We start from the raw sequence: 23,027 nt of genomic DNA, 5'->3' as shown, positions 1-23,027 counted from the left end.
AATGCGAACGCCCGATGCAGTGCATCGGGCGTCATTGGCCGGATAGTCCGGCTGGAGTTTTAACAGTCCCTCAGTGTCAACGCTATGCAGGACGGGTCAACGCGGCCGGGCATCGGGCCGGCCGCAGAGCGGGCTTATTCGATCTTCGCGCCGGAGGCTTCGACGATGCCCTTCCACTTGGCGTAGTCGTTGCGGAACAGCGTATTGAACTGGCTTACCGAGAGCGCCTCGGCCTCGGCGCCCTGGGCCTGGATGGCCGCCTTCATCTCCGGCGTGGCCAGCAGTTTGTTCACTTCCGCGTTCACCCGGGTCACCACCGCGGCGGGTGTGCCGGCCGGCGCGAAGAGACCGTACCAGGTGCTGACGTCGAAACCGGCATAGCCGGCTTCGGCCACGGTGGGCACCTCGGGCAGCGAGGAACTGCGGCGTGCCGAGGTGACGGCGAGCGGGCGCAGCTTGCCGGACTTGATCTGGCCGATGGCGGACGGCACCGAGGACACCAGCAGGTCGACATTGCCCGAGAGCGCATCCATCAGCGCCGGGTTGGAACCCTTGTAGGGCACGTGCACCAGCTTCACGCCCGCAGCCTTCTCGAACAGATCGCCGGCCAGGTGGATGGACGTGCCGTTGCCCGGCGAGCCGTAGGTGATGGTGCCAGGCGTCGCCTTGGCTGCGGCCACCACGTCCGCCAGGGTCTTGAAGCGGGAGTTGGCGCTGGTCGCGATCAACACCGGCGTGTACGCGATGTGGGCGATGGGCGTGAGGTCGCGCGTGGGCTCCCAGGGCAGGTTCTTGTAGAGCCAGGGGCCGATGACCAGGTTGTCCTTCTGGCCCATCACCAGTTCGTAGCCGGTGGGTGCGGCGCGCACCGTCTCGGTAATGCCCAGCGTGCCGCCGGCGCCGGGGCGGTTGTCTGCGACCACCGTCCACTTGGCGGATTCGCCCAGCTTGGTGGCCACCAGCCGCGCGAGGATGTCGGTGCCGCCGCCGGGCGGGAACGGCACCACCATGCGAATCGGCTTGGCGGGATAGTCGCCGCTGCCGGCGGCGGCAGGAGCGGACTGCGCGTGGGCAGCAGTGCCCAGCGCAAGCGCAAGGGCGGTGAAGGACACGAGGTTGCGAATCATGGTGCGGTTGTCTCCGTGGTTGTCAAAACGGTCGAATGTTCTCATCTTCAGCGCCAATTATGCCTGCGGCGCTTGATTTATCTGGGCCGGCAGCTATGGAAAGAATAGCATCTGCGCGCATCGAGTCGAGAGGCTCGCGGGTCCGGGGGGCCGGGCTTCCATGCTGCACCCTGCGCTCGGCGAGCGTGCGCATGGTGTGCGCTCAAGCCTCGCGGACATCGGCCACCGGGTTGTCGCCGAAGTCCTTGCGCTCCAGCCAGGCCAGCACGCGGCGCGCCGCCTCTTCGGGCGAGGTCAGCCGGCCTTCGTCCTTCAGCGCCGCGAAGTTGTGCGCGTCGGGAAAGCGGGCCGGGTCGGCGCCGCGCAGCTGGACCTGCATGTCAGTGTCGATCACCCCGGGCGCCAGCGAACACACGCGGGCTCCGTTGGGGCGCTCCGCTTCGTCCAGCGCCACGCAGCGGGTGAAGTGGTCCATGCCCGCCTTCGCCGCGCAGTACGCCGCCTGCGAAGCCATGGCGCGGCGGCCCAGTCCCGAGGAAATGTTCAGCACCTTGCGCGGCCCCTGCCAGCCGCCGGTGGCGCCCAGAAAGGCTCCCGTGAGCAGCATGGGCGCTTCCAGCCCGACGCGCAGCGCCTGGGCCAGCGCGGCGGGCTCGCTGGCGGACAGCGGGGCGATGGGCGGGATGACGCCCGCGTTGTTGATCAGCGTGGCAGAGGCGAAGCGCCCGGCGGGAACGGCATCGAGCCACGCCCGCAGCCGCGCGGCGGCCTGCACGGCGTCGGCCAGGTCCTGCGGCCACTGCTCCACCGTGGCACCGCTGGCCGCCGCGGCATCCGACAGTTCGGCGGACGGCTGGCGGGACAAGGTGATCAGCGTGTGGCCGGGTTGCAGCAGCTGCCGCGCCATGGCCAGGCCCATGCCGCGCGATGCGCCGGTCAGCAAATAAAGATGGGGTTGCGTCATGCGGGCAATGTTAGCCGTTGCCCCGCGGCGCGCCGATGCGAGCGGGCGGCAAGGCCCACCGGCCAATGGAATCGAAGCGATGCCGCGAGCGCCGGGGCGCTGAGAGCGCCAGGGAGGCCGAAAGCGTTGCTGGCGCCGCCTCGATGCGGAGGGCGGCCGGCTAGAACGGTGCCGGCGATCGGAAGGCCAAGGGCGCTCCGGTCACCGGGTGCAGCAGCGCCAGGTGCGTCGCATGCAGCAGCAGCCGGGGGGAGGCCGCCTGCGTGGCCGCATCGGCGTAGAGCGCGTCTCCCAGGATCGGGTGGCCCAGCGCCGCGAGGTGCACGCGCAGTTGATGGGTGCGGCCGGTGACGGGCTGCAGCGCGACCCGGGAGGAGCTGGTGGCGGGTTCGTCAGCGAGCACGCGCCAGCGGGTCACGCTGGGTTTGCCCTGGGCATGGTCGATCACGCGCAGCGGGCGCCGCTCCCAGTCGGCGGCGATCGGCAGGTCGATGGTGTGCCAGGCTGCGGTGTCTGCGGTGTCTGCCGTGGCGAGGTGCGGCTGCGCTTGCAGCGGAGCGGGCACGGGCGCAGCGGGGCGGCCCCGGACCACTGCCAGGTACTCCTTATGCACGCGGCGCTCGGCAAAGGCCTGGCTCAAGGCGCGCTGCACGGGCAGGGAGCGGGCCATGACCACGATGCCCGACGTCGCCTGGTCGAGGCGGTGCACGATCAGCGCGCCCGGCCACCGCTGCTGCGCGCGGGCGCTCAGGCAGTCCTGTTTGTCCGGCCCGCGTCCGGGCACGCAGAGCAGGCCGGAGGGCTTGCACAGCACCAGCAGGTCGGCATCGCTATGAAGGCATTCCACCGCTGGAGGGTCGGCAGCGGCCTCCGCGCCTGCCGGCGGGCGGCTCAGGTCAGCCCTGGCCGTCATCGTCGGTGGGCTGGGTCGGCTGGGCCGGCTGAGGCGGCGCGGCGGGGCTCTGCGGGCCCTCCGGCGCGTCCTGCCCGTGGGCCAGGCGCTGCACGGTGGCGCAGAGTTCTTCCACGTCGTTGGGTTTGTGGATCAGCGCACTGGCTCCCTCGGCCAGGGCTTCGCGTTCGATCTCGGCCGTGACGTAGCCCGAGGCCAGCGCCACGGGCAGCGCCGGGCGGATGCGCTTGGCCTCGCGCACCAGATCCACGCCGCAGTAGCCGGGCATGTTGTAGTCGGTCACCACCAGGTCATACGCCTGCGGGTCCTGGCGCAGCGCCTGCGTGGCCTCGTGCGGATCGGTGAACCCGCTCACGCGGTAGCCGCGCCGGCGCAAGAGGCGTTGCACCAGGAAGACCAGCGCCTGGTCGTCGTCCACGTACATGACGTGGCGCTGGCGCTCGGCAGCGCTTTCCGCATCCGCTGGCGGCGGGGCCGGACTGGCGCTGGCCGATGCACTCGCGGCTCCGATGGGCGCAGGAACGGGGGCCGGCGATGCAGCGGACGATGCAGCAGGCTGGGGCGCTGGGGCGGGCGGTGCGGGGGAAGGGCGTGACGGCGCGGGTGCCGCCACCGGCATGCTGGTCGGGATGCAGAACGCGCCGCCGTCACCTTCGTCCGGCACGCAGTGCGACGTGCCCGGGAAATACAGCGTGAAGCTGCTTCCCTCGCCGGGCACGCTGTACACGTCCACCGCGCCGCCGTGCGTGCGCATCACGCCATGCACCACCGCCAGGCCCAGGCCCGTGCCCTGGCCCACTGGCTTGGTCGTGAAGAAGGGCTCGAAGATGCGCTGCTGCGTGGCCGCGTCCATGCCCGGTCCGTTGTCGCTGACCCGCAGGCAGACATAGTCGCCCGGCGGAATGCCCAGGCGCTCGCAAATGCGCGGGTCGGGCTGCGCGCAGACCGCCTGCAGCAGCACGGTGCCGCGCTGGTCTCCGAGGGCGTGGATGGCGTTGGTACACAGGTTGAGCAGGGCCTGCTCCACCTGGGTCGGGTCGGCCAGCACGTCGGGCACATCGGGGTCGATGCGTACCTGAACGTCCACGGCGGGCGGCACCGTCACGCGCAGCAGGCGCACCGTGTCGTTCACGGCCTCCTGCACCGACACGGCGGTGCGCTGGGGCGGTTCGTTGCGGCTGAAGGTGAGGATCTGCCGCACCAGGTCGCGCGCCCGCCGGCCGGCTTTCTGGATCTCCAGCAGGCTTTCCAGCACGGGCGAATCCGCCCCCGCGTCGGCCTTGGCCAGTTCCACGTTGCCAAGGATGGCGCCCAGGATGTTGTTGAAATCGTGCGCAATGCCGCCGGCCATGGTGCCCACGGCCTGCATCTTGTGCGACTCGCGCAGTTGCGCCTCCAGCTCGTTGCGGTGCGCCTCGGCCTTCTTGCGGCCGGTCAGGTCGCGCGCGAACACCGTCGCGCTGGTGCCTTCGCCCTGGCTCTCGAACGACAGGCTCACCTCCACGGCCAGGTCGCGTCCGTTGGCCGTGCGCGCCGTCACCTCGCCCAGCACGGCCTGGGTGGTCAGCTGCGACAGCGCCATGGCCTGCGCCGCATCCGGCAGGAAGCGCTCCAGCGGGCTGCCCAGCGCGTCGGCCTGCGGGCAGGCGAAGAGGGCCGCCGCCGTGGGGTTGAACACGGTGATGCGGTGCTGCTGGTCCACGCAGATGATGGCGTCGAGCGCGGAGTTGATCACCGCCTCCAGCCGCCGTTCGCTGGCCAGGATCTGCGCATTGCGTTCCTTCAGCGTGGCCGCGCTGTCCTGCAGTGCCCGGCGTTCCGCCAGCAGCGGGCCCTGGTCGATCACGGCGCACAAAAACTGCGGCGCCGGCGGGCCGCCGTCACCCTGCGGCGTCTCGATGAAGGCGATGTGCAGGTCGCCGGTGATGCGCGCGTGCTCGCCGGTCAGGAAGACGACCTCCGTCACCTCCGCGCTGCCATCGGCACGTGCCAAATCGAATGCGGCCTGCACCCGTTCGGCGTCCTCGGCGCGCACGAAGGGCATCAGCGCCACCAGGGGGCGGTCGGTCTCGGTCGGCTGAAAGGAGCGGTGGGCCATCGAATTGGCCTGCACCACCATGTCGTGCTCGTCCAGCACCATGAGGGCCAGCGGCACGCTGGAGAACAGCGTCTCGAACCGTTCCGAAGCGCTCTCGGCCGCCGCCTGGCTGAAGCGCAGCACCTTGTTCTGCGCTTCCAACTCGGCCTGCGACGAGCGCAGCTCGGCGATCAACGCCCCCACCGCGTCCGACGGACGGCCGGGTTGCCGCCGCTCGGGGATGCCCGGCGGCGGAGCATGGCGGTGTTCCGGCAACTCCGACCCCGGCTTCTGCGCGGAACGGAAGAGATAGGAGAGGTCGGGTCGCGTCATGGCGCGTGGGGTGGGGTGGGGTGGGGCGGGGTGCGGCGGGCGGCGGCGCAGTGGTGTTGGAGACTGCCTGAACGATCCCTGGGAATCAGGTGGCTCAGGACAGAGAGCCGCGCCAGTGTACGCGGGGCGTTCTCCCCCGAACAGCGCCGCCGGTGGAGCCCTGGCCGGGAAAGCGCCATCGCGCCCTGAACGCGGGCCGCCGCACGCCATGCGCGATCAGCGGCGCACGGAAATCAGCTCGATCTCGAAGTTGAGCGTGGCGTTGGGCGGAATCACGCCCGCGGCCCCGGCGGAGCCGTAAGCGATGGACGCCGGGCAGGTCAGCTTGGCCTTGCCGCCGGGCTTCATGCGCTGCACGCCCTCCGTCCAGCAGGGGATCACCCGGTTCAGCGGGAATTCGGTGGGTTCGTTGCGCTTGTAGGAGCTGTCGAATTCCTTGCCGTCCTGGAAGGTGCCCTTGTAGTGGACCTTGACCGTGTCGGTGGCCTTGGGCGATTCGCCCGTGCCTTCCTTCAGCGATTGATAGACCAGGCCCGAAGCCGTGGTGACGGGGGCTGCGGGCGCGGTCTGGGCGAAGGCGAGCGGGGTGAGGGCGGCGAAGGCCACGGAGGCGATGAAAAAGCGCATGGAGCAGGGTTTCCAGAGTGAGTCGGAAGCGCGATGGTACGTATTTCGGGCCCCGGCTCGTCTCGGGCCGCGGCGGTCGCTCCGGCGACAGATCGCTCGGGTAAGCCCGCGCAAACGTCCGGAAGGCCGTGCCTAGACTGGCCGGCACCCGTAGTGACCCCTCATGAAAGAAGCCCCATGACACCCACGCGTTCGCCTTTCATCACTCATCGCACTGCCACTGCCTGTGCGGCCAGCGCCTTGAGCGCCCTGCTGCTCGCTGCCTGCGGCGGCGGCAGCTCGGACCCTGTCGCGGAGGAAGCGCGGCCGCAGGACAGCCGCAACAGCTTCACCGTCTCGGCCGCCAGCCTGCCCTTCGCGGCCATGGACGGTGCCACGGTCGAGACCGACCGCTGGAGTGGCATCAACGCCGGCGCAGGCTACCGCATCGAAGTGCCCAAGAACTGGAACGGCATGCTGGTGATGTATGCGCACGGCTATGCCGGCGAAGGCAATGCGCTGACCGTATCGAACCCCGCTTTCCGGCGCTACCTGATCGACAACGGCTACGCATGGGCCGCGTCCAGCTACACCAAGAACTTCTACGACGTGCGCGTGGGCGTGGAAGACACCAATGCGCTGGCCAATGCCTTCGTTCGCATCGCCGCCGCCAACGGCCGGGCGTTGGCCGAGCCCTCGCGCACCTACTTGACGGGGGTGTCGATGGGTGGCCACATCACCGCCGCCGCCATCGAAGACGAAGCCCAGCAGACCGCCATCAACAAGCGCAAGTACCAGGGGGCCCTGCCCATGTGCGCCGTGCTGGGCGACCTGTCGCTGTACAACTATTTCGGTGCCTACCAGCTGGCCGCGCAGAAGCTGGCCGGCCTGCCCGCCACCAGCGCGCCGACCACCGACTGGACCACGATCGCCCCCCGCGTGCGCGACGCGATGTTCGGCAGCCAGACATCGTTCTCCACGGTCACTCCGCAGGGCCAGAAGCTCAAGGACATCGTGATGAACCTGACCGGCGGGCCGCGGCCGATCTTCGACCAGGGCTTTGCGAACGCGCCGCTGCAGAACACGGTGTGGGGCACCTTCGGGCGCGACGGCACCATCAACGGCATCTTGAACAAACAGGGCATCGACACCACCGGCACCGTCTACCGCTTCAACGCCAGCGCTGCCGAGGTGGCGGACTTCAACGCCACCATCGTCAAGTGGGTGCCCGCGCCGGATGCCAACCGCCTGCGCAGCGACGGGCTGCGCTGGGTGCCGCAGGTCAACGGCCAGTTCCGCATTCCGGTGGTGACGCTCCACACGCTGGGCGACATGTACGTGCCCTTCCACATGGAGCAGGTCTACCGCGACCGCGCCGAAGCCAACGGCAGCGGCCAGTGGCTGGTGCAGCGCGCCGTGCGCGCGCCCAGCCATTGCGATTTCACCGTGGCGGAGCAGTCCGAGGCGTTCAAGGCCCTGGCCGAATGGGTGGAAAAGGGCACCAAGCCCGGCGGCGATGACGTGAAGACGCCTGCCACGCTGGCCAATTCCAACTATGGTTGCACCTACACCCGCAATGCCGGAGGGCGCGACGACAGCGCCAGCACGGTGGCGACTCGTGCGGCCATGCCTGCTTGCTCGGGGAATTGATTGAGGAGGAAACCTGCGGGCGGTGGTTTCGACCGCAGGTTTCATGGGACAGAACACCCAAACTCACGTCGCGGTGATGTCGAGAAAGCGCCGGGGAAACGCCGCGAGATTCAAGCTCTTCAAGTACTGCGGCAAGCTGTGCGGGCACACATATTGCGGGGATACCAGCGGCTGGATAAGGGGGCCGGGAGCCAAACAGCACGTACGCGGGCATGTGGCAATGCGCCTGGGAATGGGTCGCGCTTCGGACGAGGCCAAGCCGGTTGAGGCGTCTGGGGGAAGCGCTGTGCACCCGTCATGGTCAGGGTCGATATCGTTTTACTTCGGACCGCGACCTGGCTCAATTAGAAGCGGTTCGCGAAAAGTTTCCCTGGCACCGAAGCTTGCAGCTCGCTCGGCTTGATATTTCACGCCTGGGAATCCCAAAGCCACATCGCTCTGGGGACAGGTGAAACTGCATCCCGGCTTCGGTCAAGCCGAGAGGGCTTCGCCCTGGTACAACCACTGCACGAATCCTCGGTTGCTGCCATCGTCTTCCAGCGCCGCGTAGTAGACCAGCCGCAAATGGCGGTCCTCGTCGATCGTCAGCTTCGTGTATTCGAACGCCACAGGCCCAAGGCCGTTGAGACGCAATCGTCGACAACCCAGATCCGAGCCGTGAATATCCTGTTTTTGCCACCATTCCCGGAAGTCTGGCGACACTTTTTCCAGGTCTTTGATCAGCGCACAGATGTCAGGCTCCTGCGTGGCCTTGACGAAATCTCGCCTGAATCGCGAGAGCATCTGCAGCGCCTGTTCATCCCAGGGGTCGAACAGGGCCTGCGTGGGGCCATCGGCAAACAGCATCCACAGCAGATTGCGGCGCTCCGGCGGATGCGCAGAGAAACGAAATACGCGATCGGCCGCCGGATTCCAGGCCAGCACGTCCCAGCGCAGGTTGATGACGTAAGCAGGGCGTGAGGCCAGGTCGCCCATCAGCCGGTGCACAAGTGCTGGCACCACGCACCAAGTCTTGCCGGGCTCGGCCGGCGGACGTTGCTGGGTAAGCAGATACAGATAGCGCCGCTCGGCCGCGTCCAGTTTGAGCACGCGCGAGAGATTGTCTAGAAAGGTCGCGGATACGCTGATCTCGCGGCCTTGTTCAAGCCACGTGTACCACGTCAGGCCCACCCCGGCCAAGGATGCCACTTCCTCTCTGCGTAGCCCCGGCGTACGTCGCCGACTCCCGGCCGGTAGGCCCACATCCGCCGGGGCCAACCGCTCGCGATGGCTGCGTAGAAACTCGGCCAATTCCTTGCGTGTGCGCTCCATGGTGCGAATCATTCTCATCCCGTCACTTCGAGTAATAGTATTGCTAGTTGAATTGTAATAGTCAAAACCCTTGGCCAGAAGGGGTGCTCGCTCCGTGCCGGCCAATAAATGACCTGGGATGGATTACAGGTCGAACTCGTCCTCTGAACCTCTGCCCCAGGGCGCGCCATGCGTGCCCGTGGCATTCTTCCCTTGGGAGCCCCCACATGTCCGGTTCCACCCCATCCCCGGTTTATCTCGTTGCCCTGGGTGCCTTCGCCCATGGCCTCCTACGTCACCGCCGGTTTGATTCCTCTGATCGAAACGGCCTTCGCCGTGCCCGTCGCCCTTGCGGCGCAACTGGTCACCGCCTTCACCCTGGCCTACGGCCTGGGATCGCCGCTGTTCGTCGCGCTACTGCCGGCCGATCGGCAGCGCAGTGGGCTGCTGGTTGCGCTGGCGCTGTTCGTGCTCGCCAACGCAACCAGCGCCTTGGCGACCGATTTCTCCGCGCTGCTGGCGTTCCGCGCCATCGCTGGCATCGGCGCGGGGGTCTATTTGGCCATGGGCATCGCCGCCTCGGCGGCGCTGTCGCTGCCCGACGAGCGTGGCAAGGCGATTGCGGTCATCATGGGCGGCATGGCCAGCGGGACCGTGCTGGGCGTCCCGCTGAGCCTGCTGCTGGCCGACCGTCTCGGCTGGGCCTCGGCGCTGTGGCTGGTGACCGCGCTGGGCGCGATCGCGCTGGTCGGGCTGGCGCTGCGTTTGCCGGCGCTTCCCGCGGCAGCTACGACGCCGCTCAGGGCCAAGCTGGCGTTGCTGGCAGACGGACATGTCCTGGTGATCCTGCTGGTGTCCTTGTTGGCTGCGGTCGCCAGCTTGGGCATGTACACCTTTATCACACCGCTGCTGGCCGCGACCGCCCAGGGTCTCGACCGTTCGATGACGCCCCATCTTTGGGTATGGGGCGTCGGTGGGGTGCTCGGCAGTTTCCTGATCGGGCCGCTGGTGGACCGCGTGCGGGGGCCTGTGCTGACCCTGTGGATCATGCTGATCCTGGCCGTGGCGCTGTTCCTGTTGCCGGTCACTGCCACGCGAGGCGCATGGCTGGTGATGCTGCCTATCGCAGCCTGGGGCGCGGTGGGTTGGGCGCTGCAGGTGCCGCAGAACAACGAACTCATCAAGGCTCGCGAACTACAGGGCGACGGCAACTTGGCAGTGGCGCTCAACGAATCGGCGCTGTATCTGGGAAGTGCCATCGGCGCGGCACTGGGCGGAATCCTGCTGCTTCAGCAGTGGCCGGCAGCGGCCCTGGCCAGCGGTGCGGGTGCAGTGGCCGCGCTTGGCCTGCTGGCGCAATGGTTGCATTTGCGGCGCGGTCCGGTGGTGCCTCACGGCCGGAGCGGATCGCGTTGAGGCCACCGTTGCACCAAAGATCTGACCACTGAAAGCGCGTCACCTGCTTCCTGGCCATGCCGCAAGGACTGCAATTCGCCCGCCCCGCTGAACGCCTGATTTCACCTGTTGCCGTCCAGGCGTTGCGTGCCGCGATATCCGCGTTACGACGCCAATTCACTCACCTGCACGCAACTGCAGATATGAGGCGGCTAACGTTTGACTTTAACGGACCGCCGTAGGCGGGTACGCTTGAAGGAAGGGTTAGCCGTCAAGTCGCGAGACATACCGCACCTCTTGAAGTTGGGTTCCACCGAGCAAGAAGCTCTTTGGTACTGACCCGTCATGGACGAACCCAGCTGATCGGTAGAACTTGATTGCCCGATCGTTTTGCGGGAAGACCCACAAGCTGCACGACTTGAATCCTTGCGCAAGCATAAGCTCTCTAGCTCGAAGCCAGAGCAAGCGCCCGACACCGGTCGACCAGGCCGACGGAGCGACATACATTGCCCAGACTTCAGCCTCAACCTCGGATGATCTTTCATTTCGACATTGGCCAAAGCAGAGCAAGCCTCGAACTGCACCGGCCTCCTTGGCCAAGATTGACTCGGCTGACCCTTCGGCGATGCACTCGCCCCACATCGTTTCTCGGTGCGCAGCGGATAGCGATGCGAGGTATTCGTCTGGAACGATTGATTTGTATGCGGCGCGCCAAGTGTCGACGTGAATTGCAGCGATAGCGCGGGCGTCTTCAAGTGCGGCGTGAACGACGTGCATGACGGCTAACTCTTGCGGTAAGCCGCGCCGGAATGCGAAGCACCTCGGGCACCCGTAAGCGGAGCTTGTGGGCGTCGGCTTGACCAACCTGTTAGGCTGGTGGAAGATGCTCGAGCGTTTGCGTCACCCATGGTCATTCACTTGATGTGTGATTGAAGCCAAGGCATATGAATCTAAGGACGCATCAGAAGCAGTAGGTGCTTGCTCTAGGGCTTTCGCCTCAAGCTTCAACTTATTTATCTCGGCCCGCATCTTTTCAAGAAGTAGCAAGGATTGCAGGTCGTCTCTGGCCTGAATTTTTGTATGCCAGTTAGATGCACCGTACCAACTCAGCGACAAGCCAGCAACGAGCACAACCGCAATGAGTCCGTTGGCAAATGACTCATTGGATTTTGTGACCTCGATGAGCTTCTTACTCATTGCTAGCATGGACTCTTCTGCTTTCGTCCGTTGTTCTTTTGCTTCTAACGGAATGACAGTTCTCGAGTAATCAATCTTTCTATCTAGCGAGCTAGAGTAGATCGATACAAAGCCAAAAACTGAAGAGATAACAAGTGCAAGACCAAATAGGCATGCGAACTTGTAGATGTTGTCTGTCGGTGGTGCGATGTTCGGAGTCATTCGATTTGCTTAACGGCCAAGGTATGCCGCACGCCGTGGGCGGGTCGGCTTGAACGCAGAGTGAGACCCGAAGGCCAAGAAGGGGTGCCCAGACTGGGAGATGGGCGCAGCCCACGCAAAAGCGCTGGCCACCGAAGCGGCACAGCGCTGCACGAACGATAGCTGCCCGCGCTTGCTGCACAAGCACCAACTGCCAAAATGGCTTGAAAGCCCTGCGCACGAGGCAAAGCGCTGGAATGAGTGGCTGCGCGCATAAGCCAGTGATGGGACTAACGAACAAGCTAAGCCGACCGCCGAGGCGGGTCGGCTTGAGCGCCGGGTTAGGCCACCGATTAGCCAACCTTGCGATAACGATAAGGGCCTTTTTTAATATGGGTATCGAAATAAGAACCGTGAGAGCTTGCGGACATGAGCCCTGCATGAACAGATGAAGGTACGCCAAAATATTCGTATATGCCGCCGTTTAGGAATGCGATGCGTAGTGTTGAACTCGCTGCGTCGTAGCCCACAGATGTTAGATTGGAAGACGAAACTGGAACCATGTTCATACTGCCTCCTTTGGATTTTGTGCCTTTTGGTACCTAACTGGAATTAGACGACAGGCACCGCGTCGCCTCAAGTCTGCTAATCAAAGATTTTTTTAGTAGAGTCAGCCACCAAGCTTTGCGATTCCCGTCTAGGCAAACTTAAAAATTTGCGGATGGTGTAGCTCGCACTGAGTGATATCGTGCCCAGACTGTAGCGCGGATGGATAGGGGTTTTCACGACCTCGAGGGTTCCACGACAGGCTTTTCCATCAAGGTCTGAAGTGCATCCGCATTTCGCTCCAAAAAAGCACAAAGGCCTGGTCACCCAGGCCTTCGTCATGCGGATTCCGATGCCCCCAGGGCATCGGATGGTGTGCCGGCCGTATTACGACGCCAATTCGCTCACCGGCACGCAACTGCAGAACAGATTCCTATCCCCATACACGTTATCCACCCGGCCCACCGGCGACCAGTACTTGGCCCGGCGCAGGGCCGGCACCGGGAACGCTGCAGCCTCTCGGCTATAGGCCCGGTCCCAATCCGCAGCCAGCAGGTTTTCGGCCGTATGCGGCGCATGCTTCAGCGGGTTGTCGTCCTGCGGCCAGGTGCCAGCCTCGATCTGGCGGATCTCTTCGCGGATGGCGATCATGGCGTCGATGAAGCGGTCCAGTTCAGCCAGGGTTTCGCTCTCCGTCGGTTCCACCATCAGCGTGTTGGGCACGGGGAACGACAGCGTGGGCGCGTGGAAGCCGTAGTCGATCAGGCGCTTGGCGACGTCTTCGGCCATCACACCGCTGGTTTCCTTGAAGCCGCGCAGGTCCAGGATGCATTCGTGCGCGACGTGGCCGTTGGCGCTGGCGTACAGCGTGGGGTAGTGGCCTTTCAGGCGCGCGCTGATGTAGTTGGCGCTCAGGATGGCGGTTTCGGTGGCGGCCTTCAGGCCGTCCGGGCCCATCATGCGGATGTACATCCAGCTGATGGGCAGCACGGCGGCGTTGCCCAACGGCGCGGCGCTGACGGCGCCCACGCCGCCCGGCACGCCGGCCGTGGCATGGCCCGGCAGATAGGGCACCAGGTCTTCGACCACGCAGACGGGGCCGACGCCCGGGCCGCCGCCGCCGTGGGGAATGCAGAAGGTCTTGTGCAGGTTCAGGTGGCTCACGTCGCCGCCGAATTCGCCGGGGGCGGCCACGCCGACCAGGGCATTCATGTTGGCGCCGTCCACGTACACGCGGCCGCCGTGCTGGTGCACCAGCTGGCAGAGTTCCTTGACCTGCGTCTCGAACACGCCGTGGGTGCTGGGGTAGGTGATCATCACGCAGGCCAGCTTGTCGGCGTGCTGTTCGCACTTGGCCTTCAGGTCGGCCATGTCCACGTTGCCGTTCGCGTCGCAGGCTGTCACCACCACCTGCATGCCCACCATCTGGGCGCTGGCGGGGTTGGTGCCGTGCGCGCTGCTGGGGATGAGGCAGATGTTGCGGTGGCCCTGGCCCTGTGCCTGGTGCCAGCCGCGAATGGCCAGCAGGCCGGCGTATTCGCCCTGGCTGCCCGCGTTGGGCTGCAGGCTGATGCCAGCGTAGCCCGTGGCCTGGCACAGCCAGGCGCGCAGCTGTTCGTCCAGCTCCGCATAGCCCCGCAGCTGGTCGGCGGGAGCGAAGGGATGGACGTGCGCGAATTCAGGCCAGGTGATGGGGATCATCTCGCTGGTCGCGTTCAGCTTCATGGTGCAGGAACCCAGTGGGATCATGGTGCGGTCCAGCGCCAGGTCCTTGTCGGACAGCTGGCGGATGTAGCGCAGCATGCCGGTTTCGCTGTGGTGGGTGTTGAACACCGGGTGCGTCATGAAGGCACTGGTGCGCTGCAGCGCGGCGGGAATCAGCGGCTCCACGCCGGCGTCGGCGTAGTCGGCGAAGGTGGGCAGGGGCTGGCCTTCTGCGGCGAAGATCTTCCAGAGCAGCTCGACATCGGCCCGCGTGGTGGTCTCGTCCAGCGAGATGCAGAGGTATTCCTTGAAGTAGATCCGCAGGTTGGCGCCCATGGAGACTGCGCGGGCAGCTATCTTTTCGGTAGCGGCGCCGGTGTGCAGCGACAAGGTGTCGAACGCGCCGTGCTCGCGCAGCGGCGCGCCCAGGGCCTTCAGGCCGCGCGCCAGGATGGCGGTATAGGCGGCCACGCGCTGGGCGATGCGGGTCAGGCCTTCGGGGCCGTGATAGACGGCGTACATGCTGGCGATGACGGCCGGCAGCACCTGCGCCGTGCAGATGTTGGAGGTGGCCTTCTCGCGGCGGATGTGCTGTTCGCGGGTCTGCAGCGCCAGGCGGTAGGCGGGCTTGCCGTGCACGTCCACGCTCACGCCCACCAGGCGGCCGGGCAGGCTGCGCTTGAATTCGTCGCGGCAGGCCATGAAGGCGGCGTGCGGGCCGCCCGCGCCCATGGGCATGCCAAAGCGCTGGGTGCTGCCCACGACGATGTCGGCGCCCCATTCGCCGGGCGGGGTGATCAGGGTCAGGGCCAGCAGATCGGCTGCGGCGATGAAGGCGGCGCTGCGGGCGTGGGCCTTGTCGGCGTCGGCCTTCAGGTCGTCGATGCGGCCGCTGGTGGCGGGGTACTGGGCCAGCACGGCGAAATAGTCGCCGTCCAGTGCGTCGTTCCATTCGGTCAGCGAGTTGGCCAGCACCACCTCGATGCCCAGGGGCTCGGCGCGGGTCTGGATCACCTCGATGGTCTGCGGGTGCGCGTCGCCGGCCACGATGAAGCGGTTGCTCTTCGATTTGACCGAGCGCTTGGCCAGCGTCATGGCTTCGGCGGCGGCGGTGGCCTCGTCGAGCATGGAGGCGTTGGCGATCGGCATGGCCGTCAGATCGCACACCATGGTCTGGAAGTTGACCAGCGCTTCCATGCGGCCCTGGCTGATCTCGGCCTGGTAGGGCGTGTAGGCCGTGTACCAGGCGGGGTTCTCCAGGATGTTGCGCAGGATGACGCCCGGCGTGTGCGTGCCGTAGTAGCCCTGGCCGATGAAGCTTTTCAGCACCCGGTTCTTGCTGGCGATGGCCTTCAGCTCGGCCAGCGCGCCGGCCTCGGTCGTGGCGGCGGGCAGGTCCATGGGCTGGCTGCGCGCGATGGAGCGCGGCACGATGCCGTCGATCAGCGCGCGGCGCGAGGCCTCGCCGATCACGGAGAGCATGTGGGCCTCGTCCGCCGCATCGATGCCGATGTGGCGTGGCTGGAATTCGGTGGCGTTCTCCAGGGCGGAGAGCGAGGGCAGGGCGGTGGTCATCGGCGGCGTCCGGTCAGGGCGGAAAGGGCGGGGGCGTGTGGCTTGCCGTGACCCGGCTTGCCCGAAGGCAGGCCGGGCCCGGCTTGAGGGGGAGCCAGGAAGGCTCAGGCGTTCTGGGCGAACGCGGCGTAGGCGGTTTCGTCCATCAGGCCGTCCAGCTGGGCGGCGTCGGACGGGCGCACCTTGAAGAACCAGCCTTCGCCCAGCGGGTCGCTGTTGGCCAGCGACGGGTCGGCGCGCAGCGCTTCGTTCACTTCGACGATCTCGCCCGAGACGGGCATGTACACGTCGGCTGCCGCCTTGACGGACTCGACCACGCCGGCCACGTCGCCTTGGGCGAAGGTGGCGCCGACTTCAGGCAGGTCCACGAACACCACGTCGCCCAGGGCGTCCTGCGCGTGCTGGGTGATGCCGACGACGGCGGCATCCGCCTTGGCCGTGTTGATCCATTCGTGGTCTTTGGAAAACTTGACGCTCATGGGGAGACTCCAGAAAAAAAAGGGAAGAAAACGATGCTTGAAACCTTGGCGCCGATGCCAGCAGCGACTGTAGCCCTCCGGTAGCGGGGCGTGGGGCCCATGCCGGCGATCGGCGCGTTCGGACTGGGTTGCCAACCCGCCCGGCCTGAGCTTGTGGAAGGGCTCCTCCGTACCGCGCCCAGGCTTCGACAGGCTCAACCCGAACGGCATTGGACTAACCGACCGGCATGGGCCGCGTGCCCGTTTCAGCCGCGGTGGTAGCGATTCGGGGTGAAGGGCATGGCGGCCACTTCCATCGGCACGGCCTTGCCGCGCACGATGGCGTTGACCCGCGTGCCCAGCGCCGCGAAGGCGGGGGCCACGTAGCCCATGGCGACGGGCTTGTCCACCGTGGGGCCCAGCAGGCCGCTGGTCACTTCGCCGATGGGCTGGCCGTCCAGCGATTGCAACGGCGTGTGCTCGCGCACCGGCACGCGTTCCAGCGCCACCAGGCCCACGCGCTTGCGGGTGAGCAGGGCGGGGTCGTCGATCTGCGCCAGCACCTTGTCGTCGCCCGGAAAGCCGCCCGCGCGCGCGCCGCCCGTGCGGCGTACCTTCTGCATGGCCCAGTTCAGCGCGGCTTCTGGCGGGGTGGTGGTGGTGTCGATGTCGTTGCCGTAGAGGCACAGGCCCGCTTCCAGCCGCAGCGAATTGCGGGCGCCCAGGCCGATGGGCTTCACCTCGGGCTGTTCCAGCAGGGCGCGGGCCAGCGTTTCGGCCTGCGCGGCAGGCACGGAGATCTCGAAACCGTCTTCGCCGGTGTAGCCGCTGCGGGTCACATAGCAGTCGCAGCCGGCAATGGTGACGGCCATGCCGGACATGAACACCAGCTGCAGCACCTCGTGCGCCAGCCGGCCCAGCGCGGCGGCGGCCTGGGGGCCCTGCAGTGCCAGCAGGGCCTGATCGGGCAACGGCTGCACCTGGCAGAGGTGGCCGATGCGCTCTTGAATGTGCGCGATGTCGCCCACCTTGCAGGCGCCGTTGACGATGACGAACAGGTCGTCGCCCCGGTTCACGAACATCAGGTCGTCGATGATGCCGCCCTCGTCATTCAGCAGCAGGCCGTAGCGTTGCTTGCCGACGCCCAGGCCGATGACGTCCACCGGCACCAGGGTCTCGAACGCGGCGGCGGCGTCGGGGCCGACCAGGCGCAGCTGGCCCATGTGCGACACGTCGAAGAGCCCGGCGGCGGTGCGTGTGTGATGGTGCTCGGCCATCAGGCCTGCGGGGTACTGCACGGGCATGGAATAGCCGGCGAAGGGCACCATGCGGGCGCCCAGTTCGATGTGCAGCGCGTTGAGCGGGGTGGTCAGCAGCGGCGCCGACGGCGAAGCGGCAGAACCAGAAGCAGAGGCAGGGGAAGAGGGCGAGGACATCGGCGGAAATCTCCAGGGGGCAGCCAGTGGTGCGGCCTGTCTTCGCAAAAGACGAGCCGCCGCATGTGCCCCGCTGTCCGCTTTACCTGAGAGATTCACCGCGCCGCATGGCGGGGTTTGCTCCTTCGGTGGGCTGCCAGCCATGTCGAACGGGCGGCAACCTCTCTCCAGCTAGGGAAACGCCTGCATCCCTGCGGGCGTTCCTGTCAGTCCTTTTGCCTGAGCGTTCGGGCGGTTGGGCCCTGCGCCTTCGGCGGCCGCCGCTGGGGCGGCAACTCTCTCCTGACGAGTGGCCGGAGTATAGCGGCGTGGCCTGCGCGGCTGAGGGCTCCGGCGAGGGAAAGGCAGGCGCCAGAGCAGGGCGGTATTGTCACGATTTGTTGCATTTGAAGCGTGATTCGCTGCATCCAAACGGGGGGCTCGCGGGTAGAGCCTGGGACAGACCCGTGGCGAGGGTCCGGGCTGTCGGTCCCCCAACTTCCAAGGAGCAACCCATGCGCAACATCCGTCTTTCCCGTATCGCCACCGTCGCAGGTACCGTGTCCGCGGCCGTCCTGCTGGCCGCCTGCGGCTCGATGTCTCCGACCGGCACGTCCGCCAGCGCGTCCGGCATGGTCTATTCGCAGGCCGGCCTGCCAGCGTCCATCCAGGTGCCGGCCGGCAACAAGGTGGCCTGGGAAACGGTGGGCAAGGGTGACATCACCTACGAATGCAAGGACAAGGCCGGCATGCCCGGCCAGGTGGAATGGACCTTCGCCGGCCCCGACGCCAAGCTGATGGACCGCAGCGGCAAGCAGGTCGGCAAGTACTACGGCCCGCCCGCCACCTGGGAGGCGAACGACGGCTCGAAGCTCACGGCCACCCAACTGGCCGTGGCACCTTCCACCGCGGGCGCCTTGCCCTACCAGCTGGTCAAGGCCAACCCCGCCATGGGCAGCGGCGCGCTGACCGGCGTGACCTACATACAGCGCGTGAACCTGACCGGCGGCGTGGCCCCGGCCAACATGGCCTGCACAGCCGCCAACAAGGGCCAGAAGACCACCGTCCCCTACCAGGCCGACTACATCTTCTACAAGGCAGGCTAAGTCACGAAAGTCCGCCGGAGAGGGCTGCGACAGGCGCGGCATGCACTACGATGCCGCGCATTCCTCCACCTCTGGCCAGGACCTTTCTTGACCGCTGCAGCCGACACTTTCGACTACGACGCCGCCCTGGGGGCCTGTGCCCGCGGCGACCGCCTGGCCCTGCAGCGCATCTACGAGCGCGAAGGCCGCTACCTGATGGGCGTGGCCTTGCGCATCGTGCGTGAGCGGGCCCGTGCGGAGGACGTGTTGCACGACGCCTTCCTCAGCATCTGGCAGCGCGCCGGCAGCTTCGACGCTGCGCGCGGCGCGGGCCGGGGCTGGATCTACAGCGTGGTGCGGCATGCGGCGCTGAACGCGGTCCGCAGCAGCGGCCGGGACGTGCGCATCGACGAAGAGGCCGTGCAGGCGATCGACGACCAGGCGGCGCTGGAAAGCTACCGCAGCCAGGTCGACCCGTATGAGCTGGGCGCCGATCTCGGCCGGCTCGACACCTGCCTGGGCCGGCTGGAGCCCGCACGGCGCGACTGCATCGTGCTGGCGTACGTGGACGGCTGCTCGCATGGCGAGATCGCCCAGCGCACCCGGACGCCGCTGGGCACCGTGAAAGCTTGGATACAGCGCGGCATGCGCATGCTGCGGGAGTGCATGGCATGACAACTCCATCGACACCGAATTCTGCCGAACCGCCGTCGCGGGAAGACACCGACGACCTGGCGGGCGGCTACGTGCTGGGCACCTTGCCCATCGCAGGCCGGCGCGACGTGGAAGCCCGCATGCCGCACGATGCCGCCCTGCGTGCCGCCGTCGATGCCTGGGAAACCCGGCTGCACCCGCTGGTGACGCTGGCGCCCGCCGTGGAGCCATCGGCCGCGCTCTGGCCGCGTGTGGAGCACAGCCTGGGCTGGCGGCAGGCCGAGGCCGTCCACGGATCACGCGGACTGGCGCCGGGCGCAGCGACTGCGGCGCGCTCCTGGTGGAACGACCTGCGCCTGTGGCGCGGGCTGGCCGGCACCGGCTTTGCCGCAGCGGCCATCCTGGCGGCGGTCCTGGTCGCCGGTCCGGGCCTGCGCGGGGCGGCCGGCGGGCCGCAGTACATGGTCGTGCTGGTGGCGCCCGGCGGCACGGCGCCCGGCTGGGTGGTGCAGGCGTCGGACAGCGGCGGCCAGCTGCAGCTCAAGCCGCTGGGCGACACGCCCGTGCCGCCCGGCAAGTCGCTGCAGTTTTGGACCAAGGCCGACCAGTGGGCCGGCCCGAAATCTCTGGGCCTGGTGCAGCCGGGCGAAACGGCCCAGGTCGCCATCGACCGCCTGCCTCCGCTGGAGCCCAACCAGCTCTTCGAGCTGACGCTGGAACCCGAGGCGGGCTCGCCCATCGACCGACCCACCGGGCCGATCGTGTTCATCGGCCGCGCGGTGAAGATGCTCTGATGCTCCTATATCGATAGCTGAAGGCCCAGGCGGAATGGGCGCTGCAGCCTGTTTTGACCGGTATTTTGCGGGTCAACCCAGCAGCAGCGCGTCGTCCGCCAGCTGCTCGCCGCGCACCTTCTCGAACATCTGCAGCAGGTCGGGCACGCCCAGCCGGCTGCGCTCGTCGCCTGCCACATCCAGCACCACCTGCCCCTGGTGCAGCATCACGGTGCGCTGGCCCACGTCCAGCGCCTGGCGCATGCTGTGGGTGACCATCATGGTGGTGAGCTGGTTCTCGGCCACGATGCGTGCCGTGAGCTGCAGCACGAAGTCGGCCGTGCGCGGGTCGAGCGCGGCAGTGTGCTCGTCCAGCAGCAGGATGCGCGAAGGCTGCAGCGCCGCCATCAGCAGGCTCACTGCCTGGCGCTGGCCGCCCGAGAGCAGGCCGATGCGGTCGGTGAGGCGGTTCTCCAGCCCGAGGCCCAGCGTGGCGAGGCGTTCGCGGAAGCTGCCCCGCTGCTGCGCCTTCACCGCGCCGCGCAGGCCGCGCCGCGTGCCGCGCTGCTGGGCCAGGGCCATGTTCTCCTCGATGGTCAGGTCTTCGCAGGTGCCGGCCATCGGGTCCTGGAACACGCGGGCCACGCGCTGGGCGCGCGACCAGACGGGCTGGCGGGTCACGTCTTCGCCGTCGATGGCGATGCGGCCGGTGTCCACCGAAAGGTCGCCCGAGATGGCGTTCAGGAAGGTCGATTTGCCGGCCCCGTTGGAGCCGATGACGGTGACGAACTGCCCGGCCGGAATGTCCAGCGACATGCCGCGCAGCGCGCGCGTCTCGATGGGCGTGCCGGGGTTGAAGGTGATGTGCAGGTCTTGTGCGCTCAGCATGTGGCGACGTTCCTATTCGTGAATCAGAGTGGTGGCCATACCGCTAACCTTTGCGCCCGCGCGGCCCAGGCCAGCGGCCGCCGCGCAAGGGCCGCCCCGCTGCGCTGGCGGCGTCCCCCTTCCCGGCGCAGCCGAGAGAAGGGGGAAGGCGCGCAGCGCCTCAGGGGGATGGCCCTCATTTCGAGGCCAGCTTGCGCTTGATCTGGGGGATCACCAAGGCGATCGTCACCAGCACGGCCGTGACCAGGTTCAGGTCCTGCGCCTTCAGGCCGATGAAGTCGCTGTTGAGCGCCAGCGCGATGAAGAAGCGATAGACGATGGCGCCGATGATGACGGCGAGCGTCGCCCACACCAGCCGGCGCGAGGGCAGGATGCTCTCGCCCACGATCACGGCGGCCAGGCCTATCACGATGGTGCCGATGCCCATGGAGATGTCCGCGCCGCCCTGCGTCTGCGCGAAGAGGGCGCCGGCCAGGGCCACCAGCGCGTTCGACACGGCCATGCCCAGCAGCACCATGGCGCCGGTGTTCACGCCCTGGGCGCGGGCCATGCGGGCGTTGGAGCCGGTGGCGCGGATGGCCAGGCCCCGTTCGGTGGCGAAGAACCAGTCCATCGCCAGCTTGGCGGCGATGACGATCACCACCAGCAGGGCAGGGCGGGCGATGTAGTCGGCCAGGCCCTCGGGCTGCAGCAGGGTGAAGAGCGTGGGGTCGTTGATCAGCGGCACGTTGGGGCCGCCCATGATGCGCAGGTTGATGGAGTACAGCGCGATCATCATCAGGATGCTGGCCAGCAGGTCCATGATCTTCAGCTTGACGTTGAGCCAGCCGGTGATGAGGCCCGCGACCGCACCCGCCGCCGTGGCCGCGAGCGTGGCGACATAGGGGTTGGTGCCGGTGGAGATGAGCACCGCGCACACGGCGCCGCCCAGCGGAAAGCTGCCGTCCACTGTCAGATCGGGAAAGCGCAGCAGCCGGAACGAGATGAAGACGCCGAGCGCGACCAGGCTGAAGATCAGCCCGATCTCGACGGCGCCGAGCAGGGAGAAAAGGGACATGGCGGAGTGCCTCGGTCAAAGCAAAGCAGGAGCCGAAGCTCCTGCGGTGGGGGGGGGGCTGCCGGCTGTCAGCCTGCAGCGGAACCTCGAACCTTACTTCACCACGTGCGCGGCAGACTGGATGAACGCATCGGAGAGCTTCACGCCCTGCTTCTCGGCGGCGCCGGGGTTCACCGTCAGTTCCAGCTTGGTGCTGATCTCGGGCTTGATGTCGCCGGGCTTCTCGCCCTTGAGCACGCGCACCACCATGCGGCCGGTCTGCTCGCCCAGGTCGCGGTAGTTGATGCCGAAGGAGGCGATGGCGCCGCGCTTGACGCTGTCGGCATCGGCCGCCACCAGGGGCAGCTTGGCCTCCTGGCCCACCTTCACCAGCGCTTCGTAGGCCGACACCACGTTGTTGTCGGTGCTGGTGTAGATCACGTCGGCCTTGCCGATCAGGCTGCGGGCGGCGCTGCCCACGTCCACCGAGCGGGGCGCGGCGGCCTCGACCAGCGTCATGCCCATCTTGGGCAGCAGGGCCTTGAGTTCCTTGACCACCACGGCGGAATTGGCCTCGCCGGGGTTGTAGACCACGCCCACGCGCTTGGCGTTCGGCACCACCTGCTTGACGAGTTCCATCTGCTTGTCGAGGGCCAGCAGGTCGGACACACCCGTCACGTTGGTCTTGCTGGGCTCCCAGTTCTTCACCAGCTTGGCGGCGACCGGGTCGGTCACGGCGGAGAAGACGACCGGCACCGTCTTGGTGGCGGCCACCCCGGCCTGGGCCGAGGGCGTGGCGATGGCGACGATGGCGTCCGGCTGGTCGCCCACGAACTTGCGTGCGATCTGCGCGGCCGTGCCGGTGTTGCCCTGCGCGCTCTGGTACTGCCACTTGAGCGTCTTGCCGTCTTCGTAGCCGGCCGCGGCCAGGCTGGCCTTCACGCCGTCGCGGATGGCGTCCAGCGCCGGATGCTCGACGATGGCCGTCACGGCGACGGACTTCTGCTGGGCCAGCGCCATCGGGGCGGCGGCGGTCAGGGCCAAGGTGATGGCGCCCAGGGGCATCCAGGAGGGTGTTGTCAGGAACATGGGTTCTTCACTCGGATTCAATGGTCAAAACGGGCTGCAGCGCTCATGGTACAAGCGCGTGCAGCTACTCAA

The 23,027-nt window shown here is 67.3% G+C and carries 20 protein-coding genes, 1 pseudogene and 2 riboswitches; of the genes and pseudogenes, 5 read left to right on the top strand and 16 right to left on the bottom strand.

Annotated elements, in window-relative coordinates; all coding sequences use genetic code 11:
* Positions 1 to 134 precede the first annotated feature (134 nt).
* The 5 genes from ASF94_RS05635 to ASF94_RS05615 form a co-directional block, all read right to left on the bottom strand.
* A complete protein-coding gene (locus ASF94_RS05635) occupies positions 135 to 1,127 on the bottom strand; it encodes a tripartite tricarboxylate transporter substrate binding protein (protein ID WP_056662842.1) in 993 nt (330 codons plus the stop codon).
* Between the two features lie 202 nt (positions 1,128 to 1,329).
* Positions 1,330 to 2,091 carry an SDR family NAD(P)-dependent oxidoreductase gene (locus tag ASF94_RS05630; RefSeq protein WP_056662840.1) on the bottom strand — a complete coding sequence of 254 codons (762 nt, stop codon included), beginning with the start codon at positions 2,089 to 2,091 and terminating at the stop codon, positions 1,330 to 1,332.
* Positions 2,092 to 2,251: 160 nt separating this feature from the next.
* Positions 2,252 to 3,004, bottom strand: coding sequence for an RluA family pseudouridine synthase (locus ASF94_RS05625; RefSeq protein WP_056662837.1), 753 nt, complete (start codon positions 3,002 to 3,004; stop codon positions 2,252 to 2,254).
* A complete protein-coding gene (locus ASF94_RS05620; protein ID WP_082493008.1) occupies positions 2,988 to 5,414 on the bottom strand; it encodes a PAS domain-containing sensor histidine kinase in 2,427 nt (808 codons plus the stop codon). Before ASF94_RS05620 ends, ASF94_RS05625 begins: the two co-directional genes overlap by 17 nt.
* Before the next feature lie 216 nt (positions 5,415 to 5,630).
* Positions 5,631 to 6,041 (bottom strand): FKBP-type peptidyl-prolyl cis-trans isomerase, encoded by a 411-nt coding sequence (locus ASF94_RS05615; protein WP_056662834.1) that lies wholly within the window; start codon positions 6,039 to 6,041, stop codon positions 5,631 to 5,633.
* Between the two features lie 177 nt (positions 6,042 to 6,218).
* Here ASF94_RS05615 and ASF94_RS05610 point away from each other — a divergent pair, with 177 nt between their 5' ends.
* Positions 6,219 to 7,670 carry an alpha/beta hydrolase gene (locus ASF94_RS05610; RefSeq protein WP_235505275.1) on the top strand — a complete coding sequence of 484 codons (1,452 nt, stop codon included), beginning with the start codon at positions 6,219 to 6,221 and terminating at the stop codon, positions 7,668 to 7,670.
* A gap of 471 nt (positions 7,671 to 8,141) precedes the next feature.
* On the opposite strand, the gene ASF94_RS05605 is transcribed toward ASF94_RS05610, so the two are convergent.
* Positions 8,142 to 8,981: a helix-turn-helix transcriptional regulator gene (locus ASF94_RS05605; RefSeq protein ID WP_235505274.1), complete on the bottom strand. Its 840-nt coding sequence runs from the start codon at positions 8,979 to 8,981 to the stop codon at positions 8,142 to 8,144.
* Between the two features lie 261 nt (positions 8,982 to 9,242).
* Between ASF94_RS05605 and ASF94_RS05600 the strand changes: the two genes are divergently transcribed.
* The gene (locus ASF94_RS05600) at positions 9,243 to 10,376 is read left to right on the top strand and encodes an MFS transporter (protein WP_056662828.1); all 1,134 of its coding nucleotides are present in this window, start codon (positions 9,243 to 9,245) and stop codon (positions 10,374 to 10,376) included.
* Between the two features lie 243 nt (positions 10,377 to 10,619).
* Here the strand turns inward: ASF94_RS05600 and ASF94_RS21975 are convergent, their stop codons facing one another.
* The 7 genes and pseudogenes from ASF94_RS21975 to gcvT all read right to left on the bottom strand — a co-directional run bounded on the left by ASF94_RS21975 (position 10,620) and on the right by gcvT (position 17,451).
* Positions 10,620 to 10,997, bottom strand: coding sequence for an N-acetyltransferase family protein (locus ASF94_RS21975; RefSeq protein WP_369818636.1), 378 nt, complete (start codon positions 10,995 to 10,997; stop codon positions 10,620 to 10,622).
* A 258-nt stretch (positions 10,998 to 11,255) separates the two neighbouring features.
* On the bottom strand, positions 11,256 to 11,753 hold the full coding sequence (locus ASF94_RS21125) for a hypothetical protein (RefSeq protein WP_156382431.1): 498 nt from the start codon (positions 11,751 to 11,753) through the stop codon (positions 11,256 to 11,258).
* Positions 11,754 to 11,762: 9 nt separating this feature from the next.
* Positions 11,763 to 12,007, bottom strand: a pseudogene (locus ASF94_RS21970) (DUF1010 domain-containing protein).
* 78 nt (positions 12,008 to 12,085) lie between these two features.
* The gene (locus tag ASF94_RS20690) at positions 12,086 to 12,295 is read right to left on the bottom strand and encodes a KTSC domain-containing protein (protein WP_235505276.1); all 210 of its coding nucleotides are present in this window, start codon (positions 12,293 to 12,295) and stop codon (positions 12,086 to 12,088) included.
* A 370-nt stretch (positions 12,296 to 12,665) separates the two neighbouring features.
* On the bottom strand, positions 12,666 to 15,557 hold the full coding sequence (gene gcvP / locus ASF94_RS05595) for an aminomethyl-transferring glycine dehydrogenase (RefSeq protein ID WP_056662825.1): 2,892 nt from the start codon (positions 15,555 to 15,557) through the stop codon (positions 12,666 to 12,668).
* 104 nt (positions 15,558 to 15,661) lie between these two features.
* Positions 15,662 to 16,036 carry a glycine cleavage system protein GcvH gene (gene gcvH, locus ASF94_RS05590; RefSeq protein WP_056662823.1) on the bottom strand — a complete coding sequence of 125 codons (375 nt, stop codon included), beginning with the start codon at positions 16,034 to 16,036 and terminating at the stop codon, positions 15,662 to 15,664.
* A gap of 245 nt (positions 16,037 to 16,281) precedes the next feature.
* Positions 16,282 to 17,451, bottom strand: coding sequence for a glycine cleavage system aminomethyltransferase GcvT (gene gcvT, locus ASF94_RS05585; protein ID WP_056662819.1), 1,170 nt, complete (start codon positions 17,449 to 17,451; stop codon positions 16,282 to 16,284).
* 63 nt (positions 17,452 to 17,514) lie between these two features.
* A riboswitch (glycine riboswitch) is annotated at positions 17,515 to 17,632 on the bottom strand.
* Positions 17,633 to 17,648: 16 nt separating this feature from the next.
* Positions 17,649 to 17,746, bottom strand: a riboswitch (glycine riboswitch).
* A 199-nt stretch (positions 17,747 to 17,945) separates the two neighbouring features.
* Here gcvT and ASF94_RS05580 point away from each other — a divergent pair.
* From ASF94_RS05580 to ASF94_RS05570, 3 genes are all read left to right on the top strand, one after another.
* Entirely contained in the window at positions 17,946 to 18,536 is a 591-nt protein-coding gene (locus ASF94_RS05580; RefSeq protein WP_056662816.1) for a DUF3455 domain-containing protein, read from the top strand.
* Between the two features lie 87 nt (positions 18,537 to 18,623).
* On the top strand, positions 18,624 to 19,190 hold the full coding sequence (locus ASF94_RS05575; protein ID WP_056662813.1) for a sigma-70 family RNA polymerase sigma factor: 567 nt from the start codon (positions 18,624 to 18,626) through the stop codon (positions 19,188 to 19,190).
* On the top strand, positions 19,187 to 19,963 hold the full coding sequence (locus ASF94_RS05570) for an anti-sigma factor domain-containing protein (protein ID WP_156382430.1): 777 nt from the start codon (positions 19,187 to 19,189) through the stop codon (positions 19,961 to 19,963). Before ASF94_RS05575 ends, ASF94_RS05570 begins: the two co-directional genes overlap by 4 nt.
* Positions 19,964 to 20,035: 72 nt before the next feature.
* Here the strand turns inward: ASF94_RS05570 and ASF94_RS05565 are convergent, their stop codons facing one another.
* From ASF94_RS05565 to ASF94_RS05555, 3 genes are all read right to left on the bottom strand, one after another.
* Positions 20,036 to 20,830, bottom strand: a complete 795-nt coding sequence (locus ASF94_RS05565; protein WP_056662807.1) for an ABC transporter ATP-binding protein — start codon at positions 20,828 to 20,830, stop codon at positions 20,036 to 20,038.
* Positions 20,831 to 21,005: 175 nt separating this feature from the next.
* The gene (locus tag ASF94_RS05560) at positions 21,006 to 21,887 is read right to left on the bottom strand and encodes an ABC transporter permease (RefSeq protein WP_056662804.1); all 882 of its coding nucleotides are present in this window, start codon (positions 21,885 to 21,887) and stop codon (positions 21,006 to 21,008) included.
* A gap of 93 nt (positions 21,888 to 21,980) precedes the next feature.
* Positions 21,981 to 22,931 carry an ABC transporter substrate-binding protein gene (locus tag ASF94_RS05555; protein ID WP_369818635.1) on the bottom strand — a complete coding sequence of 317 codons (951 nt, stop codon included), beginning with the start codon at positions 22,929 to 22,931 and terminating at the stop codon, positions 21,981 to 21,983.
* Positions 22,932 to 23,027: the final 96 nt, after the last annotated feature.

The organism is Acidovorax sp. Leaf160 (genome assembly GCF_001424265.1).
Classification (GTDB): Bacteria; Pseudomonadota; Gammaproteobacteria; order Burkholderiales; family Burkholderiaceae_C; genus Paracidovorax.
The sequence above is the reverse complement of the archived record's forward strand: the minus strand, read 5'-3'. Positions and strand labels throughout refer to the sequence as shown.

Bases quoted from the DNA above. Each gene is read 5' to 3' on its own strand.
- ASF94_RS05560 (WP_056662804.1), bottom strand. From the start codon at position 21,887: ATGTCCCTTTTCTCCCTGCTCGGCGCCGTCGAGATCGGGCTGATCTTC.
- ASF94_RS05620 (WP_082493008.1), bottom strand. From the start codon at position 5,414: ATGACGCGACCCGACCTCTCCTATCTCTTCCGTTCCGCGCAGAAGCCG.
- ASF94_RS21125 (WP_156382431.1), bottom strand. From the start codon at position 11,753: ATGACTCCGAACATCGCACCACCGACAGACAACATCTACAAGTTCGCA.
- ASF94_RS05580 (WP_056662816.1), top strand. From the start codon at position 17,946: ATGCGCAACATCCGTCTTTCCCGTATCGCCACCGTCGCAGGTACCGTG.
- ASF94_RS05600 (WP_056662828.1), top strand. From the start codon at position 9,243: ATGGCCTCCTACGTCACCGCCGGTTTGATTCCTCTGATCGAAACGGCC.
- gcvH (WP_056662823.1), bottom strand. From the start codon at position 16,036: ATGAGCGTCAAGTTTTCCAAAGACCACGAATGGATCAACACGGCCAAG.
- ASF94_RS05625 (WP_056662837.1), bottom strand. From the start codon at position 3,004: ATGACGGCCAGGGCTGACCTGAGCCGCCCGCCGGCAGGCGCGGAGGCC.
- ASF94_RS05635 (WP_056662842.1), bottom strand. From the start codon at position 1,127: ATGATTCGCAACCTCGTGTCCTTCACCGCCCTTGCGCTTGCGCTGGGC.
- ASF94_RS05630 (WP_056662840.1), bottom strand. From the start codon at position 2,091: ATGACGCAACCCCATCTTTATTTGCTGACCGGCGCATCGCGCGGCATG.
- ASF94_RS05615 (WP_056662834.1), bottom strand. From the start codon at position 6,041: ATGCGCTTTTTCATCGCCTCCGTGGCCTTCGCCGCCCTCACCCCGCTC.
- ASF94_RS20690 (WP_235505276.1), bottom strand. From the start codon at position 12,295: ATGGTTCCAGTTTCGTCTTCCAATCTAACATCTGTGGGCTACGACGCA.
- ASF94_RS05565 (WP_056662807.1), bottom strand. From the start codon at position 20,830: ATGCTGAGCGCACAAGACCTGCACATCACCTTCAACCCCGGCACGCCC.
- ASF94_RS21975 (WP_369818636.1), bottom strand. From the start codon at position 10,997: ATGTGGGGCGAGTGCATCGCCGAAGGGTCAGCCGAGTCAATCTTGGCC.
- gcvP (WP_056662825.1), bottom strand. From the start codon at position 15,557: ATGACCACCGCCCTGCCCTCGCTCTCCGCCCTGGAGAACGCCACCGAA.
- gcvT (WP_056662819.1), bottom strand. From the start codon at position 17,451: ATGTCCTCGCCCTCTTCCCCTGCCTCTGCTTCTGGTTCTGCCGCTTCG.
- ASF94_RS05555 (WP_369818635.1), bottom strand. From the start codon at position 22,931: ATGCCCCTGGGCGCCATCACCTTGGCCCTGACCGCCGCCGCCCCGATG.
- ASF94_RS05570 (WP_156382430.1), top strand. From the start codon at position 19,187: ATGACAACTCCATCGACACCGAATTCTGCCGAACCGCCGTCGCGGGAA.
- ASF94_RS05605 (WP_235505274.1), bottom strand. From the start codon at position 8,981: ATGGAGCGCACACGCAAGGAATTGGCCGAGTTTCTACGCAGCCATCGC.
- ASF94_RS05610 (WP_235505275.1), top strand. From the start codon at position 6,219: ATGACACCCACGCGTTCGCCTTTCATCACTCATCGCACTGCCACTGCC.